The sequence below is a fragment of the Ochrobactrum sp. AN78 genome (assembly GCF_029909885.1).
GTDB classification, from domain to species: domain Bacteria; phylum Pseudomonadota; class Alphaproteobacteria; order Rhizobiales; family Rhizobiaceae; genus Brucella; species Brucella quorumnocens.
This window is the reverse complement of the sequence record NZ_JASAMU010000002.1, coordinates 487,297-502,077: the sequence shown is the minus strand read 5'-3', so window position 1 is coordinate 502,077 and position 14,781 is coordinate 487,297. Positions and strand designations below refer to the sequence as shown.

Below are 14,781 nucleotides of genomic sequence, written 5' to 3'. Positions count from 1 at the left end.
ACTTATGACCAATATCAGCAGCAACAGACTCGGAGCCGCACCAAGCGCCTATCTGCGTCAGCACGCCGATAATCCGGTTCATTGGCAGCCCTGGGGCAAAGATGCACTTGATGCAGCGCAGGAGCTGAACCGCCCTATCCTGCTATCGATTGGTTATGCTGCCTGCCACTGGTGCCACGTCATGGCGCATGAGTCTTTCGAAGACCCGGAAGTTGCCAGCGTCATGAACACGCTGTTCGTCAATGTTAAGGTCGACCGCGAGGAACGACCCGATATCGATCAGATCTATATGGCTGCGCTGAGTGCCATGGGACAGCAAGGCGGGTGGCCGCTTACGATGTTTCTGCGTCCTGATGGCAAGCCATTCTGGGGTGGTACATATTTTCCACCTCAGGCTCGACATAACTTGCCGGGTTTTTTGGACGTGCTCAAGGCAGTCAGTAATCTCTGGCAGGGAAATAAAGAAAAAATTAACTATAACGCCGAGGCTGTGTTTAATCATCTGGAAGCACGGCTTGCGGCGCAGAACGATGCCAGCGCGAACGAGATCGTACGCTTCGATGATGTTGCAGATCGCATATATGAAATGTTCGATCCGGTTCGAGGCGGCATCAATGGCGCACCGAAGTTTCCGAACACGCCGTTCATGGATGCCCTCTGGTTAACCTGGCTCTATAATCGGCAAGCGACCCACCGCGATATGTTTCTGCTTTCATTGAAGACGATGTTGCAAGGCGGCATCTATGATCATTTGGGTGGCGGACTTTGTCGCTATAGCGTCGATGCAGACTGGCTCGTGCCACATTTTGAAAAGATGCTTTATGACAATGCTCAAGTCATTCGACACGCAACCTATGCCTATGCCGAGACTAAGGATGAATTGTTCCGTGTCCGAATCGAAGAGATAGTCAATTGGTTGATACGAGAAATGCGTTTGCCGGATGGCAGTTTTGCATCAAGCCTCGATGCGGACAGTGAAGGCGAAGAAGGAAAGTTCTATATCTTTTCAGAGGCGGAAATCGATAACGTCCTCGGCGATCAGGCGGGAAACTTCAAAACCTATTATGGTGTGAAACCCGAGGGTAATTTTGAAGGCATGAATATTATCAACCGTCTTCATGCCGTCTATGAAGACGGTTTAGTACCGTCGAATATCGCGGCGGCCAGAGACAAGCTTCTCCATTATCGCAATGCTCGTGTTCGACCGGGGCGCGACGAAAAAGCTCTTACCGACTGGAACGCTCTTATGATCCGCGCGCTGGCGGAGGCCGGCCGTTGTTTCAAGCGATCAGATTGGGTTGACTACGCCGTTTCGGCCTATCGTTCGATAGGTTCATCGTTTCAGGATGGGCGCATCGCACATTGCCGAATGTATGACGTGCTGGTCTACCCTGCCCTCTCGACAGATTACGCCGCGATGATGAATGCCGCACTTTCACTGTTTGAGGCAACTGGTGACAGAACATTCATTCGCGATGCGGTTGCGCTCAAAGACGCGCTTGATGCAAACAATTGCGACGCGTCAGGCAATCACCGACTTTCCGCACTCGATGCGGAGGACGTAATTCTGCATAGTTATGGCGATTATGACGAAGCGATCCCCAGTGCCACCAGCCAGATCATTGAAGCTTTCACACGGCTGTTTCTCGCAACAGGCGATATGCACCTTTATATCAAAAATGAACGTCTGGTTGAACAGGCCATGGGTCGTGCGCTTGTCCAGCAATATGGCCAGATCGGCATATTGAATGCGTGCCGCTTTGCAGCCGAACCGCTGTCTCTGGTGATTGCTGATGAAGGTGCTGATGGTGAACTCGCTGCCACGGCAGAAAGAATTCCCGATCCAAGGCGGCTTGATAAATTCGTTCAATTTGAAGCAGGCAAAGAAATTGAGCTTCCGACAGGTGGCATTGCACATGCCAATAAACCGTCAGCCTGGCTCTGCAAGGGGCAAGTCTGCCTAGCGCCTGTCGAGACCCCTGCCGCACTCGAAATCCTGCTGAGAGGCTAAGCCTGCCGATTTGTGAGACCAGAAAATAGAAACGCCGCGCTGATGTCTCAACGCGGCGTTTTGTTTGGATACGGATAAACCGAAATTACGTATTCATCGAATCGAAGAACTCGCCATTGCTCTTGGTCTGCTTGAGCTTGTCGATAAGGAACTCGATCGCATCGGTAGTCCCCATCGGTGCAAGAATGCGGCGAAGTACGAAAATCTTCTGGAGATCGGCGCGTGGCACCAACAGGTCTTCCTTACGTGTGCCGGACTTGAGAATGTCCATGGCAGGGAAGATACGTTTGTCGGCAACCTTACGATCAAGAACGATTTCCGAGTTACCCGTGCCCTTGAATTCTTCGAAGATCACTTCGTCCATACGCGAACCGGTATCGATCAGCGCGGTGGCGATGATGGTGAGCGAGCCACCTTCTTCAATGTTACGGGCTGCACCGAAGAAGCGCTTCGGACGCTGGAGTGCGTTTGCATCGACACCACCGGTCAAAACCTTGCCGGATGAAGGCACAACGGTGTTGTAAGCGCGTCCAAGACGGGTGATGGAGTCGAGAAGGATCACAACGTCACGGCCATGTTCAACAAGGCGCTTTGCCTTTTCGATGACCATTTCAGCGACTTGAACGTGACGTGATGCCGGTTCGTCGAAGGTCGAAGAAACAACTTCTCCCTTAACCGAACGCTGCATGTCGGTCACTTCTTCCGGACGTTCGTCAATCAGAAGAACGATCAGATAGCATTCAGGATGGTTCGCAGTGATCGAATGCGCAATGTTCTGCAACAGAACAGTCTTACCGGTACGTGGCGGAGCGACGATCAGACCGCGCTGGCCTTTGCCGAGTGGTGCAACCAGATCGATAACGCGGGACGAAAGATCCTTCGAGGTTGGAACTTCCAGCTCCATCTTGAAGCGCTCATTTGGATAGAGCGGCGTCAGGTTATCAAAATGAACCTTGTGGCGGATCTTTTCCGGATCTTCAAAATTGATCGTGTTGACCTTGAGGAGTGCGAAATAACGTTCGCCTTCCTTAGGACCACGGATCGGACCTTCAACCGTATCGCCGGTCTTCAACGAGAAGCGGCGAAGCTGGGAAGGAGAAATATAAATATCGTCCGGGCCTGGCAGATAGTTGGCATCGGCAGAGCGCAGGAAGCCAAATCCGTCCTGCAGCACTTCAACAACTCCCTCGCCGATAATTTCGACGTCCTGAGCAGCAAGGCTCTTGAGGATCGCGAACATAAGTTCCTGCTTGCGCATTGCGCTCGCATTTTCGACCTCAAGCGTTTCGGCAAATGCCAGCAGCTCGACCGGGGTTTTGTTTTTAAGTTCTTGTAGTTTCATTTCCTGCATGGGTGAGGAACTCTTTTGAAATATAAGGAGAAAATGCAGTTGTTCGGAAAGGTGGTCACGTGGAGTGTGACCGGCATCGAAGGCCTGCTGTCATGGTGGGAAGAGGACTCACTCATACCGGTTTGCGGCATGAAGAGCAAGTCTCAGTTAAGGATTGCTGGAACTTAGTGCAATAGGAAAAAGGTAGAAGCCCGAAAAAATCGCGAAAAAACTATCGGGCTTCTTTGAAAAATATAGAAAATTAGAATGGCTTCACGATCACAAGAATAACGATGAAGATCATCAGTAGTGTCGGAACTTCATTGATGATTCTCCAGTGTTTGGCTGATTTGGTGTTACGATCTTCTGCGAAGAGCCGTGTTGCCTTTGACAGATAACCGTGAAGGCCAGACAACAGAACGACCAGCAAAAGCTTGGCATGCAACCAGCCACCCCGAAACCCGAAAATCTCCCAAGCCATCCAAAGACCGGCTATCCATGTCACAACCATGGCGGGATTAATGATGAAGCGAAGCAACCGCCGTTCCATCACCTTGAAGGTTTCCGAGGTTTCTGAACCGGGTGTTGTCGCGCAATGATAGACGAAAAGACGCGGCAGATAGAGCATGCCCGCCATCCAGGCGATTACGGCAATGACATGGATCGATTTGACCCAAAGATAAGCGTCAGCTGGATTCACGTGAAACAATCCCCATAAACCAAGTACCACAACCGCAAGACCGACGACGGTACGGATCAGAGCGGCTTTGCCGCTGTTTGCTTTATCGGAGGCACTCATCATCAGCCTCCACGAACGCGATCAATCATGCGCTGAACGTTTTCAATTGGCGCCTGTGGCGTAATTCCGTGGCCAAGATTGAAGATCAGCGGGCCCTGACCGAGATTTTTCAGGATTGCATCAACCCCTTCATCCAGAGCCTCTCCACCAGCCACAACGCGCAGCGGATCGAGATTTCCCTGAATGGCGCCTTCCTTCTGCAATTCCTGAGCAAATGAGTTTGGAACAGACCAGTCAAGGCCGAGCACATCAACACCGGTCTTTTCACGGTAGCCCGCATAAAGCATTCCGGCTCCTTTCGGAAACCCGATGATACGTGCGTCGGGATAAACCGCCCTCACCTTCTGGACGATCCGGGCGACCGGACGGATACAGAAACGTTCAAAGCAATCTTCATCGAGAACGCCAGACCAGGAATCGAAAATCTGCACGGCATCAGCGCCTGCATCGAGCTGTTCGATGAGATATTCCGCTGAAACATCCGCCAGATCATTCAAAAGCTTTTCGAACGCTTCCGGGAAACGATAGGCAAACAAACGAGCGGGAGCCTGATCAGGCGTGCCGTGACCGGCGATCATATAGGTCGCAACGGTCCAGGGAGCGCCACAGAAGCCCAGCAGCGTTGTTTCGTCGGGGAGTTGCTCGCGGAGCAGCCGAACCGTCTCATAGACCGGCTCCAGCCTTTTGGCGACACCTTCAGTCTCAAGCCAGAATATCTCATCGGCATCAATCGGTGTCATCAATGGTCCCTTGCCTTCTTCAAAGCGAAGGTCTCGTCCAAGGGCGTGAGGAACAACCAGGATATCTGAAAACAAAATGGCTGCATCAAAGCCATAACGGCGGATTGGCTGAAGTGTCACTTCGACTGCCAGATCGGGTGAATAGCAGAGGTCGAGGAAGCTTCCGGCTTTCTTGCGCACTTCGCGATATTCGGGAAGGTATCGTCCGGCCTGACGCATCATCCAGATTGGAGGTGGAAAGACTGTCTCACCGTCTATCACTTTCAGGACCTTGCGTTTCATTACATTCCACCCTGTCTGATCTGTTTCCGTGGTTCTGTGTGAAAGTTTTCCCGTCCGGCTCTCATAAAGAAAGGATGATTCAGGAATCTTTTGATTCTTAGAGTCTGTTGGAATCGGGGATTAAGGTTTGTCCGTCTTTTCCCCACAGTTCCGCTCTGGCCATCTCAGCCTGTGCGATAATTCACCGATCGCTCGGACAAAAGCAATGAAAACTAAAATCTTTCATTGAATAGAAGGGGTTACCAATTGACGCAGTTTCGGCCTCTTTGTGGACAAGCTGGGTATATTGTTGTGATTTCCAAATGTTACGAGTCTTGTCCACAGTGGCTTTCTGAAGCTTCTCACATGTGGGCTCGCTGTGGATGACTTGCCAAGTTTCCCACTGCCTGCCATGGCTTGTGGATGAAACCTGTGTTTTACGCACACTCGTCAACAGGGGCGGGAGAAAACTGTGACCAGACCGCTTTCTTACTTTCATCTTCATCTGATTTCTGATGCGACGGGAGAGACTCTCCTGGCGGCTGGCCGCGCTGCGGCCGCTCAATATGCCAATGCGCGGGCAATTGAGCATATCTATCCGCTCATCCGCACAGAGAAGCAGCTGCGAAAAGTGCTTGAGAATATCGACGCTGAACCCGGCATCGTTCTCTATACAATCGTCGATCAGAAGCTCGCTGCCATCATCGACGACACCTGTGCGGAAATGGGTGTGCCGAGCGTTTCGGTACTTGAGCCGGTGCTCAACACGTTTCAGTCTTATCTCGGAGCACCAGCGCATCGCCGTGCAAGCGCCCAGCATGTGCTCAATGCCGACTATTTTCGCCGGATCGACGCGCTTAATTTCACCATGGAGCATGACGACGGCCAATTGCCGCTCGATATAGAAGAGGCGGATGTCATTCTGGTGGGTATTTCCCGCACATCGAAGACGCCAACCAGCATCTATATGGCGAATCGCGGTATCAAGGCGACGAATGTGCCGATTGTATTGGGTATTCCGGTGCCGGAGGTTCTTTTTACGGCAAAGCGACCCTTGATTGTCGGTCTGGTGGCAACTGCGGAACGTATTTCCCAGATCAGACAGAACCGCCCGCTTGGCAATGTACCGTCTCTTGATACGGGTCTTTATACAGACCGCGTTTCAATTTCCGAAGAACTGGCTTATGCCCGCAACCTGTGCAACCGGCACGGTTGGCCGATTATTGATGTGTCGCGCCGGTCGATTGAGGAAACCGCAGCCGCTATCATGGCCTTGCTGCGCGATGGCAAGAAGGAAGATCAGTCATGACCACGAAACTTATTCTCGCCTCGAAGAGTCCGTTCCGTTCGGCAATTTTAAAAAATGCCGGCATCGCGTTTTCGACCGAAAGTGCGGATATCGATGAACGTGCGGTTGAGGCTCCTCTCTATAAAAGCGGTGCAACACCGCAAGAGGTGGCGCAGGTTCTGGCCGAAGCAAAAGCCTTATCTGTCAGTGAAAATCATCCAGATGTCGTGGTGATTGGTTGCGATCAGACGCTTTCCTTGGGCGATCAGATTTTCCACAAGCCTGTGGATATGGATGCAGCGCGCCGCCAGCTTTTGCAGTTTTCGGGCAAGACGCATCAGCTTAATAGCGCTGTCGTGCTGGTCAAAAATGGCAAGACCCTGTGGCGGCATGTTTCGGTGGCGCGCATGACCATGCGCGATCTCGATCCGGGCTTTGTCGGACGCTATCTTGGTCGCGTTGGCGATATTGCCCTTTCAAGTGTCGGCGCTTATCAGGTCGAGGGTCCGGGCATTCAGCTCTTTGAAGAAATCGAAGGCGATTATTTCACCATCGTTGGATTGCCCCTGTTGCCACTGCTCAATGAATTGAGGAAGGAAAATCTGATCGATGGCTAAAAAGGCATTTGTGACCGGCTTTCCAATAAAGCATTCGCGCTCGCCGCTCATTCACGGCTTCTGGCTCAGGGAGCTGGGTCTCGAAGGCTCTTATGAAGCCATTGAGGTCGCGCCTGAAAATTTTGCAGAATTTGCCACCTCGCTTGAACAAAACGGCTTTGTCGGGGGTAATGTCACAATCCCACATAAGGAAGTGGCTTTTGCGGCTGTGGAAATCCGCGATGAAGCAGCCAATGCCATTGGCGCAGTCAACACGCTCTGGCTCGACAACGGCAGGCTTTGCGGCGGCAATACCGACGCTTATGGTTTCGCGGCCAATCTGGATGCGCTGGCACCCGGTTGGGACAATGCGGATACGGCACTGGTTCTGGGCGCAGGCGGCGCGGGACGCGCTATTGTCCACGCTTTGCAGACGCGCGGTTTCTCGCGCATCGCAATCATCAATCGCACGCTAAGCCGGGCCGAAGAACTGGCAAGCCATTTTGGCCAAGGCGTTTCAGCGCATGGATGGGATGCAGCGCAGCGTCTTGTCAAAGAAGCGGGTCTGATCGTCAACACCACTTCACTCGGCATGAGCGGACATATGACCAGTGGGGGCGAGGCGACAGAGTTTCCGCTTGATCTGAGTGAGGCGCAGAAATCAGCCGTTGCCACCGATATTGTCTATATTCCGCCCAAGACGCCGTTTCTCACCAGCGCTGAAGCAGCGGGTCTTAAAACTGTCGGCGGGCTTGGCATGTTGCTGCATCAGGCGGTTCCGGGTTTTGAACGCTGGTTTGGCAAAAGACCAGAAGTGACAGAAGCACTTCGTAATTATATTCTGGATGATATGAAAAAGGCTGGTGCTTTATGATCATCCTCGGACTGACCGGCTCTATAGGCATGGGAAAAACCACTGCGGCAAACATGTTTGCCGACAATGGTGTGCCGGTCTACAGCGCGGACGATGCCGTTCACCAGCTTTATTCGGGTCGGGCGGCTCCCCTGATCGAAGCCGCCTTCCCCGGAACGGTTGTCGATGGCACGGTCGACCGGACAAAACTATCAGCAGCCGTGCTTGGCAAGCCGGAAGCGCTTAAAAAGCTTGAATCCATCATTCACCCACTGGTGCACGAAGAAGAAAAAGCCTTTCTTGCGAATGCGCGCGCCGGCGGCGCTGAAATTGCCCTCATTGATATTCCTTTGCTGTTTGAAACGGGCGGTGAAAGCCGCGTGGATAAAGTGGCTGTTGTGTCTGCGCCTGCCGACATTCAGCGTGAGCGCGTTCTTTCCCGCGCAGGCATGACGGAAGCGAAGTTCGAGGCCATTCTAGCCCGACAGATGAAGGACAGCGAAAAGCGTGCGCGTGCGGATTTCGTCATCGATTCTTCGGGCGACTTTGAGGAAACGCGGGCGCAGATCAAAGCCATCATCGCTGAATTGCGTGGAAAGCCTGTCAATCAGTCCTGAGAGCTGGCCCTGAGAGCTGGCATAGCGTGCTATAAAGTACCAAATCATTTAGAGCCGTTTCGATCTGATTGAATCAGATCGGGCTCTAACCCTTTTGTTTAAACGCGCATCTTATCCGAAAACCGCTTCGCACTTTTCGGGATGCTCTCTAAGAGGTTTTTCCATGCGTGAGATCGTTTTCGATACGGAAACCACTGGCCTTGAACGGCTTGAGGACCGCGTGATCGAAATCGGTGGTGTGGAAATGATCAACCGCTTTCCCACGGGTCGCACGTTCCACAAATTCATCAATCCACAGGGGCGCAAGGTTCATCCCGATGCACTCGCGGTCCATGGTATTACGGACGAGCAATTGCTCACTGAGCCAAGCTTTGCCGACATTCTCGATGAATTCATGGAATTTTTCGATGGTGCAAAACTCGTCGCGCATAATGCGATGTTCGATCTTGGTTTCATCAATGCGGAATTGGGCCGCTTGGGAAAGCCGGAAATAGCCGTTGATCGCATCGTCGATACGCTTGCGCTTGCGCGCCGTCGAAATCCGATGGGCCCCAATTCGCTTGATGCGCTTTGCAAGCGTTATGGCATCGATAATTCGCACCGCACATTGCACGGCGCATTGCTCGATTCTGAAATTCTCGCCGAAGTCTATATCGAGCTGATTGGCGGTAAACAAACCGCTCTTGGACTCAGTTCTTCCGGTGGTTCCGGTAGTAATGACCGCTCTGAGAATGGCGGCAATATTGTCTTGCGCCAGCGTCCGAAACCATTGGCGCCACGTATCAGTGAAAAGGAACGCGCTGCGCATGATGCTCTTGTTGCGAAAATGGGCGACAAGGCAATCTGGAAAAAATACGTAAGCTGACGTCTAAATAAAAACCCCGCAAGAGCGGGGTTTTTTTTGATGCGTGTAGAGATTAGCTCTTTACAGCGTTCTTGGCTTCTTCTTCGGCCATACGGCTCTGGAACATCTGAGCAAAATCGATCGGATCGATCATCAGTGGTGGGTAGCCACCATTGCGCGTCGCATCAGCGATGATCTGACGAGCAAACGGGAACAGCAGACGTGGGCATTCGATGAACAGCAGCGGAAGCATGTGCTCCTGTGCGATGCCCTGAATGCGGAAAACGCCGCCATAAACCAGCTCGGTGTTGAACAGAACGTCCTTGCCGTCAACAGCTTTGGCTTCGAGCGTGAGAACAACGTCGAAATCTGTTTCGGACAGCGGATTGGCGTTTACGTTCACATTGATGTTGATCGAAGGAGCCTTTTCGCGTGGGCGCAGCGACAGAGGCGCGCCTGGGCTTTCAAAGGAAAGATCCTTGATGTACTGGGCCAGAATGTTGAGGGACGGCTGGGCGGTTGCGCCATTGCCGTTCTTTACTTCGCCCGCAGCGGCCTTATCGCTCATTATCGGTATGCCTTCTCTTTAATAATTTATCTTGTTGCCCAAAAAGCAGTGATGCTTGGCTAGCATGTGTGCGTAGATGAGGCAAGAAACCGTTTTTAAGTTAGTATTTGCGCGATTAGCGATCCTTGCGATCGGGATTCCATGGTGAGTTTTCATCCGGCTTTGCGGTATAATCTTCCGGGTCCAGATCGATCACGTTGTTTTCTTTAGGCTCATATGGGTTTTCTCTAGGTTCATACGGACGATAGGCTTCCGAATAGCGTGTCGAGGCGGTCGCGACGACCAGTCGATTGCGCACAAACCGGTTCCAGACAAGATTGCGAATAAACGGAACGAAAAGCAGAAGTCCGATGGCGCTTGTGACAAAGCCGGGCACGATCAGCATAATGGCGGCGACAACGATCATCGCTCCATGCATCATTTCGCGGTCCGGCACGCGTCCTGCAGCACTTTCGGCGCGGATGCGCTGCAGCAGCCCGAACCCCTGTACGCGCAGCAGGAAAAAGCCGAGCATGGCGCTAAGGATAATGAGACCAAGCGTAGCAAACACACCGATTTCGCTGCCGACGATCACAAAACCTGCAATCTCGATGAATGGCATTGCCAGTATGGCAAGGGGTGCAAGGGAAGAGGACACGTCGATTATGACCTTATGTTGATTTGCGTTTGTAATGAAGCAAACTTCATTCGCTTGTTCTATTCATGACATACATGCAAAAATGCTTCGCATTCTTACGAAATTGAAACTCTCTATCATACAATATCAGATAGGTATGCGTGATCGGGATTTGAATGATCAGTGAAGCCGATCTATATGTATATGTAACGAAATTGACGACGTGAGACGGATTCGTAATCCTGAAACGTCCATTGGTGGCAGGCGGTATGGAATTTTTTGATTTTGGCACGATATTCTTCTTCATTGCGGCGGTGGTAATCTTTCTTCAGTTGAGGAATGTTCTTGGCCGCCGTACGGGAAATGAAAAACCGCCAATAGATCCATATACTTCCGCACGTAATACCGATGCCCAGACTGCAAGTGGCGAAACCGACAATGTCGTTTCCCTGCCGCAGCGTCCCGGTGAAAAGGATTTTACCGCAGTCGACAAGGTCGCGCCTGCTGGTACGCCTATTAATGATGGGCTCCGTGCCATTCAGGCAGCCGATCCAACTTTCGACCCCGCAAGTTTCGTTGATGGCGTGAAGATCGCTTATGAAATGATCGTGATGTCTTTTGCCGACGGCGACCGTAAGGTTTTGAAAAACCTTTTGTCTAAGGACGTCTATGAGGGCTTTGTCTCGGCAATCGATGAGCGCGAAGCACGCGGTGAAAGCACACGCTCAACCTTTGTAGGCATTGATAAGGCAGAAATCGCCAATGCCGAAATGAAGGGCTCGGAGGCGCACGTCACGCTCAATATCGTGAGCCAGATGATTTCTTCCACACTCGACAAGGACGGTAATCTCGTCGAAGGCGATCAGGAAAACGTCGTCGAGATCCGCGACCTCTGGACCTTTGCCCGCGATACACGTTCGCGCGATCCAAACTGGAAGCTTGTCGCGACCGAAGCCGAAGACTAAAGAGAGTTGACGATTCAGGGCCGCACTTTTTTACCTTGCGCATTATCCGACGCAAAACCGCTCCGCACTTTTGCTGGAAATGCTGAGTTAGCGGCCCTTTTAATTAGTGACGGATGCGGCTTGTGCATAATCTGGCGAACATCATACGACCGGTCAGTTTTTCAGATTGCCCGGGCTGGGATCACGACGATCAGGCACTCGCCTTTTCGGCTTTTCGCCGTTCAGCCGATTATGCGGAACATAATCGCTATAACAGCGGCAGCCTCGGTATCAGTTTCGAGGCGCTTGCACCGGCTTTTGCTGCTGCCCGTTCCCTTGATAAACCCGATACTGCGCAGGCGCGGGCTTTCTTTGAAAAGCATTTCGTCCCGTGCCGTATTGATGCCGAAGGTTTTGTGACGGCCTTCTATGAACCGGAAATTGAAGCTTCGCGTAAGCCAGATGCGCATTTCATAGTGCCGTTTCTCAAAAAACCCGACGATCTGGTGAAAGTTACGGATGAGAACCGCCCTGCCGGGCTTGATGCCTCCTTCGCTTTCGCGCGCAAAACGCTACAAGGCATTGAGGAATACGATGATCGCCGGGCAATCGAACAGGGCAGTCTTAAAGAACATTGGCTTGAACTTGCCTATGTGGCTGACCGTGTTGATGCCTTCTTCGCCCATGTGCAGGGGGCTGCGCGGTTAAAACTCACCGATGGCAGTTTTATGCGTATCACCTATGCGGCCAAAACCGGCCATCCTTTTACAGGAATCGGGCGTATTCTGGTGGCGGAAGGCGAGATTTCTGCAGATGAAATCTCCATGCAAACGATCCGCCAATGGTTGAGAGAGCACCCGGATCGGGCCGACGATCTCATCTGGCAGAACCGCTCCTATATTTTCTTCCGCGAAGCACCTGTTGATGATCTGAATGTGGGGCAAATCGCTGCGGCCAAAGTCCCGCTGACCGCTGGACGTTCAATTGCGGTCGATAGATTTTTGCACACGTTCGGGACGCCCTTTTATGTCGATGCACCAAGCGTTACAGCGTTCGATAATGCCCCATTCTCGCGCCTCATGATTGCGCAGGATACCGGCACGGCGATTGTCGGTCCGGCGCGTGGTGATCTCTTTGCGGGATCGGGGGATGCCGCAGGCGAGATCGCCGGTGGCATCAAGCACAACGCCGATTTTTATGCGCTTATTCCGCGCGCCAGTGCATCGGCCCTAAAATCGAATACGATTTTAGGAAAGCAGGCACGACGCCCTATGGGGCGGGACTGATCGATGTCGCCCAAAACCGAAAAGCCCGCGAAAGATTATCTGAGACCAGAAGATCGCATCCTCTGGGAAACCGTTGCTAAAACGGCCAAACCGCTGGTGGGCAAAAAGCCAGCTGTAGAGGAAGAGTTTCCGGATTTCAAAGCTGTGATGGCGCAGGAGGTTGATAAAAAGCCTTCGCAAAAAGCCCCCTCGCCTTCGAGCGAGCCAGCGACGCCGAAAAAGAAGCTTACCTCTCTCAAGGAAATGCCGATCCATAGCTTTGATCGGCCGACGCACCGCAAGATTTCCAAGGGACGTGTGGATATCGAAGCGCGTATCGATCTGCATGGGCTCACGCAGAACGATGCCTATGAGCTGCTTTACGGATTTTTGCTGAGCGCACATGCCCGCGGGCTCAAGCACGTGATGGTCATTACCGGAAAAGGCCGCTCATTTGGCAGCGAAGGTGTGCTGAAACAGGCAGTGCCGCACTGGTTCTCGACGCCGTTGTTCCGGCTTCTGGTGAGCGCCTATGAAGATGCAGCCCATCATCATGGCGGTCACGGCGCGCTTTATGTGCGTCTGCGCAAGCAGACGCAGAACGGGAGTCTGATCCGATGACCCCTTTTGGCAAACGTCTGCGCGAATTGCGTGACGAGCGCAATGTGACGCAAAAGGAAATGGCGGTAGCCTTACGCGTTTCGCCTGCCTACCTTTCAGCGCTTGAACATGGACGGCGTGGACAGCCGACCTGGGATCTGCTGCAACGCATCATCACCTATTTCAATATTATCTGGGACGAGGCCGAAGAACTGCAAAATCTGGCGGCGGTTTCGCATCCCCGCGTGGTGATCGACACCTCAGGACTATCGCCACAGGCGACCGAGCTTGCCAATCTCCTCGCCCGCAACATCCGCATCATTGATCGCGAGACGATCAAACATTTAAGCGAAGAAATAGAAGCCGCGCGCAAACGCCGCCGCGGCTTTAAGCCATTAGCCCCATCGGCTCTAAAATAGCGCTTTCAGCTCGTCGAGCTTGGTGTTGACCAGCCAGCCATAATAGTTTTCCTGCGGCATCAATGGTGCCTGACCGGACGCTTTGCGCTGGGCATTTTCATTGGCAAGCGCACGGGCGCGGACTTCTGCACCGCCGGTATTATAAAGGGTTGCGGTCAGGCCGGGATTCTTAGAAATGTCGAAATCGGCAATCTGGCGATAGGCAGTGATCGATTGCTTAAGCGTTGCCGCGATGTATGGCAGCGTGAGATCGGGGTCCATGATGGTTTTGTAGACCACATTTCCGTTCTCGGCGTTCAGCTTCGGCAGGCCGGATACACGATTGACCATGTCCGACATCTGCAGCGCCGTCAGCGGATTGATCTGGCCAAGGCCGAATGTCTGACCTGCATAGAAAGGCTGGAAGAACACCGCGCTGAAACGATTGTTCGGATAGGTCTTGCCGCTCACGGACTTTCCACGGAACTGCTTGTTCCAGACCGTCTCACGGCAACCCCACAGCGAATAGCTGTCTTTGAACTTGAGGCACTCCGAAAACTCCGGGCGCTTCACGAACTGGCCGATGCTTTCGCCATCATAGCCAAAACTCACGCCCTGGTTCACATAGGACATAGCCTTGACGTAATAGGTCTGTAGCCTGTCATAAACGTCGACATTATAGGTGTGTTCGCCAACGATGGCGCCGACGATATGGATCGGATCAATGCCGTAAGCCGAAGCGGTCGATTTGATTTTCGAGCGCAGCGAAGCATCTTTTTTCAGAAGATTATAAATCTTGCGATACTTGGCTTCATAGGTCGTGCTCAGTTCCTTTGTGCGCTTGGCCGAAGCGCCAGGAATGGGCGGCTGATCGTCATTGCGGTTTCCGGGCGGCACGCTAACAGCTGCGAAGGCGCTCTGGCAGGAGAAAGCGATGGCAAGGCAGATGCCTGCAATACGGTTCAATCGGCTGGTCATTGCGCGGTAACGGCCCCAATATGGTTAATAGAGCGCCGTGCGCCCCAGTGGGCGCACAAAGGTCGCTCTATCA

16 protein-coding genes are annotated in these 14,781 nt (G+C 52.6%); 10 read left to right on the top strand and 6 right to left on the bottom strand.

The window, feature by feature from the left end:
• Window positions 1-4 precede the first annotated feature (4 nt).
• A complete protein-coding gene (locus QBD00_RS05905) occupies window positions 5-2,011 on the top strand; it encodes a thioredoxin domain-containing protein (RefSeq protein ID WP_318578898.1) in 2,007 nt (668 codons plus the stop codon).
• Window positions 2,012-2,096: 85 nt separating this feature from the next.
• Here the strand turns inward: QBD00_RS05905 and rho are convergent, their stop codons facing one another.
• The 3 genes from rho to hemE all read right to left on the bottom strand — a co-directional run bounded on the left by rho (window position 2,097) and on the right by hemE (window position 5,162).
• Window positions 2,097-3,362, bottom strand: a complete 1,266-nt coding sequence (gene rho / locus QBD00_RS05900) for a transcription termination factor Rho (protein WP_024898458.1) — start codon at window positions 3,360-3,362, stop codon at window positions 2,097-2,099.
• Window positions 3,363-3,603: 241 nt separating this feature from the next.
• Window positions 3,604-4,140, bottom strand: a complete 537-nt coding sequence (gene hemJ, locus QBD00_RS05895; RefSeq protein WP_095447686.1) for a protoporphyrinogen oxidase HemJ — start codon at window positions 4,138-4,140, stop codon at window positions 3,604-3,606.
• Between the two features lie 2 nt (window positions 4,141-4,142).
• A complete protein-coding gene (hemE, locus tag QBD00_RS05890) occupies window positions 4,143-5,162 on the bottom strand; it encodes a uroporphyrinogen decarboxylase (RefSeq protein WP_318578897.1) in 1,020 nt (339 codons plus the stop codon).
• A 451-nt stretch (window positions 5,163-5,613) separates the two neighbouring features.
• On the opposite strand from hemE, the gene QBD00_RS05885 reads away from it, so the two are divergent.
• The 5 genes from QBD00_RS05885 (at window position 5,614) to dnaQ (ending at window position 9,360) form a co-directional block, all read left to right on the top strand.
• Entirely contained in the window at window positions 5,614-6,450 is an 837-nt protein-coding gene (locus QBD00_RS05885; protein ID WP_095447688.1) for a pyruvate, water dikinase regulatory protein, read from the top strand.
• Window positions 6,447-7,046, top strand: a complete 600-nt coding sequence (locus QBD00_RS05880) for a Maf-like protein (protein ID WP_318578896.1) — start codon at window positions 6,447-6,449, stop codon at window positions 7,044-7,046. Before QBD00_RS05885 ends, QBD00_RS05880 begins: the two co-directional genes overlap by 4 nt.
• Complete coding sequence (locus tag QBD00_RS05875; RefSeq protein ID WP_318578895.1) at window positions 7,039-7,899, top strand: shikimate dehydrogenase; 861 nt, start codon at window positions 7,039-7,041, stop codon at window positions 7,897-7,899. Before QBD00_RS05880 ends, QBD00_RS05875 begins: the two co-directional genes overlap by 8 nt.
• Window positions 7,896-8,495: a dephospho-CoA kinase gene (gene coaE, locus QBD00_RS05870; protein WP_318578894.1), complete on the top strand. Its 600-nt coding sequence runs from the start codon at window positions 7,896-7,898 to the stop codon at window positions 8,493-8,495. Before QBD00_RS05875 ends, coaE begins: the two co-directional genes overlap by 4 nt.
• Before the next feature lie 163 nt (window positions 8,496-8,658).
• The gene (dnaQ, locus tag QBD00_RS05865; RefSeq protein WP_318578893.1) at window positions 8,659-9,360 is read left to right on the top strand and encodes a DNA polymerase III subunit epsilon; all 702 of its coding nucleotides are present in this window, start codon (window positions 8,659-8,661) and stop codon (window positions 9,358-9,360) included.
• Between the two features lie 52 nt (window positions 9,361-9,412).
• Here dnaQ and secB read toward each other — a convergent pair whose 3' ends face one another.
• Window positions 9,413-9,907, bottom strand: coding sequence for a protein-export chaperone SecB (secB, locus tag QBD00_RS05860; RefSeq protein WP_095447693.1), 495 nt, complete (start codon window positions 9,905-9,907; stop codon window positions 9,413-9,415).
• Window positions 9,908-10,022: 115 nt separating this feature from the next.
• Window positions 10,023-10,544 carry an FxsA family protein gene (locus tag QBD00_RS05855; RefSeq protein ID WP_318578892.1) on the bottom strand — a complete coding sequence of 174 codons (522 nt, stop codon included), beginning with the start codon at window positions 10,542-10,544 and terminating at the stop codon, window positions 10,023-10,025.
• 248 nt (window positions 10,545-10,792) lie between these two features.
• On the opposite strand from QBD00_RS05855, the gene QBD00_RS05850 reads away from it, so the two are divergent.
• From QBD00_RS05850 to QBD00_RS05835, 4 genes are all read left to right on the top strand, one after another.
• A complete protein-coding gene (locus QBD00_RS05850; RefSeq protein ID WP_318578891.1) occupies window positions 10,793-11,488 on the top strand; it encodes a Tim44/TimA family putative adaptor protein in 696 nt (231 codons plus the stop codon).
• Window positions 11,489-11,601: 113 nt separating this feature from the next.
• Complete coding sequence (locus QBD00_RS05845) at window positions 11,602-12,753, top strand: murein transglycosylase A (RefSeq protein WP_318578890.1); 1,152 nt, start codon at window positions 11,602-11,604, stop codon at window positions 12,751-12,753.
• A gap of 3 nt (window positions 12,754-12,756) precedes the next feature.
• Window positions 12,757-13,353 carry a Smr/MutS family protein gene (locus QBD00_RS05840; RefSeq protein ID WP_318578889.1) on the top strand — a complete coding sequence of 199 codons (597 nt, stop codon included), beginning with the start codon at window positions 12,757-12,759 and terminating at the stop codon, window positions 13,351-13,353.
• Window positions 13,350-13,751, top strand: coding sequence for a helix-turn-helix transcriptional regulator (locus tag QBD00_RS05835; RefSeq protein WP_318578888.1), 402 nt, complete (start codon window positions 13,350-13,352; stop codon window positions 13,749-13,751). The genes QBD00_RS05840 and QBD00_RS05835 overlap by 4 nt, the downstream gene beginning before the upstream one ends.
• Here QBD00_RS05835 and QBD00_RS05830 read toward each other — a convergent pair.
• The gene (locus tag QBD00_RS05830) at window positions 13,743-14,708 is read right to left on the bottom strand and encodes a DUF1402 family protein (RefSeq protein ID WP_318578887.1); all 966 of its coding nucleotides are present in this window, start codon (window positions 14,706-14,708) and stop codon (window positions 13,743-13,745) included. The two genes, QBD00_RS05835 and QBD00_RS05830, sit on opposite strands and share 9 nt — an antisense overlap.
• Window positions 14,709-14,781: the final 73 nt, after the last annotated feature.

Bases quoted from the DNA above. Each gene is read 5' to 3' on its own strand.
- QBD00_RS05905 (WP_318578898.1), top strand. From the start codon at position 5: ATGACCAATATCAGCAGCAACAGACTCGGAGCCGCACCAAGCGCCTAT.
- rho (WP_024898458.1), bottom strand. From the start codon at position 3,362: ATGCAGGAAATGAAACTACAAGAACTTAAAAACAAAACCCCGGTCGAG.
- hemJ (WP_095447686.1), bottom strand. From the start codon at position 4,140: ATGAGTGCCTCCGATAAAGCAAACAGCGGCAAAGCCGCTCTGATCCGT.
- hemE (WP_318578897.1), bottom strand. From the start codon at position 5,162: ATGAAACGCAAGGTCCTGAAAGTGATAGACGGTGAGACAGTCTTTCCA.
- QBD00_RS05880 (WP_318578896.1), top strand. From the start codon at position 6,447: ATGACCACGAAACTTATTCTCGCCTCGAAGAGTCCGTTCCGTTCGGCA.
- QBD00_RS05875 (WP_318578895.1), top strand. From the start codon at position 7,039: ATGGCTAAAAAGGCATTTGTGACCGGCTTTCCAATAAAGCATTCGCGC.
- coaE (WP_318578894.1), top strand. From the start codon at position 7,896: ATGATCATCCTCGGACTGACCGGCTCTATAGGCATGGGAAAAACCACT.
- dnaQ (WP_318578893.1), top strand. From the start codon at position 8,659: ATGCGTGAGATCGTTTTCGATACGGAAACCACTGGCCTTGAACGGCTT.
- secB (WP_095447693.1), bottom strand. From the start codon at position 9,907: ATGAGCGATAAGGCCGCTGCGGGCGAAGTAAAGAACGGCAATGGCGCA.
- QBD00_RS05850 (WP_318578891.1), top strand. From the start codon at position 10,793: ATGGAATTTTTTGATTTTGGCACGATATTCTTCTTCATTGCGGCGGTG.
- QBD00_RS05845 (WP_318578890.1), top strand. From the start codon at position 11,602: ATGCGGCTTGTGCATAATCTGGCGAACATCATACGACCGGTCAGTTTT.
- QBD00_RS05840 (WP_318578889.1), top strand. From the start codon at position 12,757: ATGTCGCCCAAAACCGAAAAGCCCGCGAAAGATTATCTGAGACCAGAA.
- QBD00_RS05835 (WP_318578888.1), top strand. From the start codon at position 13,350: ATGACCCCTTTTGGCAAACGTCTGCGCGAATTGCGTGACGAGCGCAAT.
- QBD00_RS05830 (WP_318578887.1), bottom strand. From the start codon at position 14,708: ATGACCAGCCGATTGAACCGTATTGCAGGCATCTGCCTTGCCATCGCT.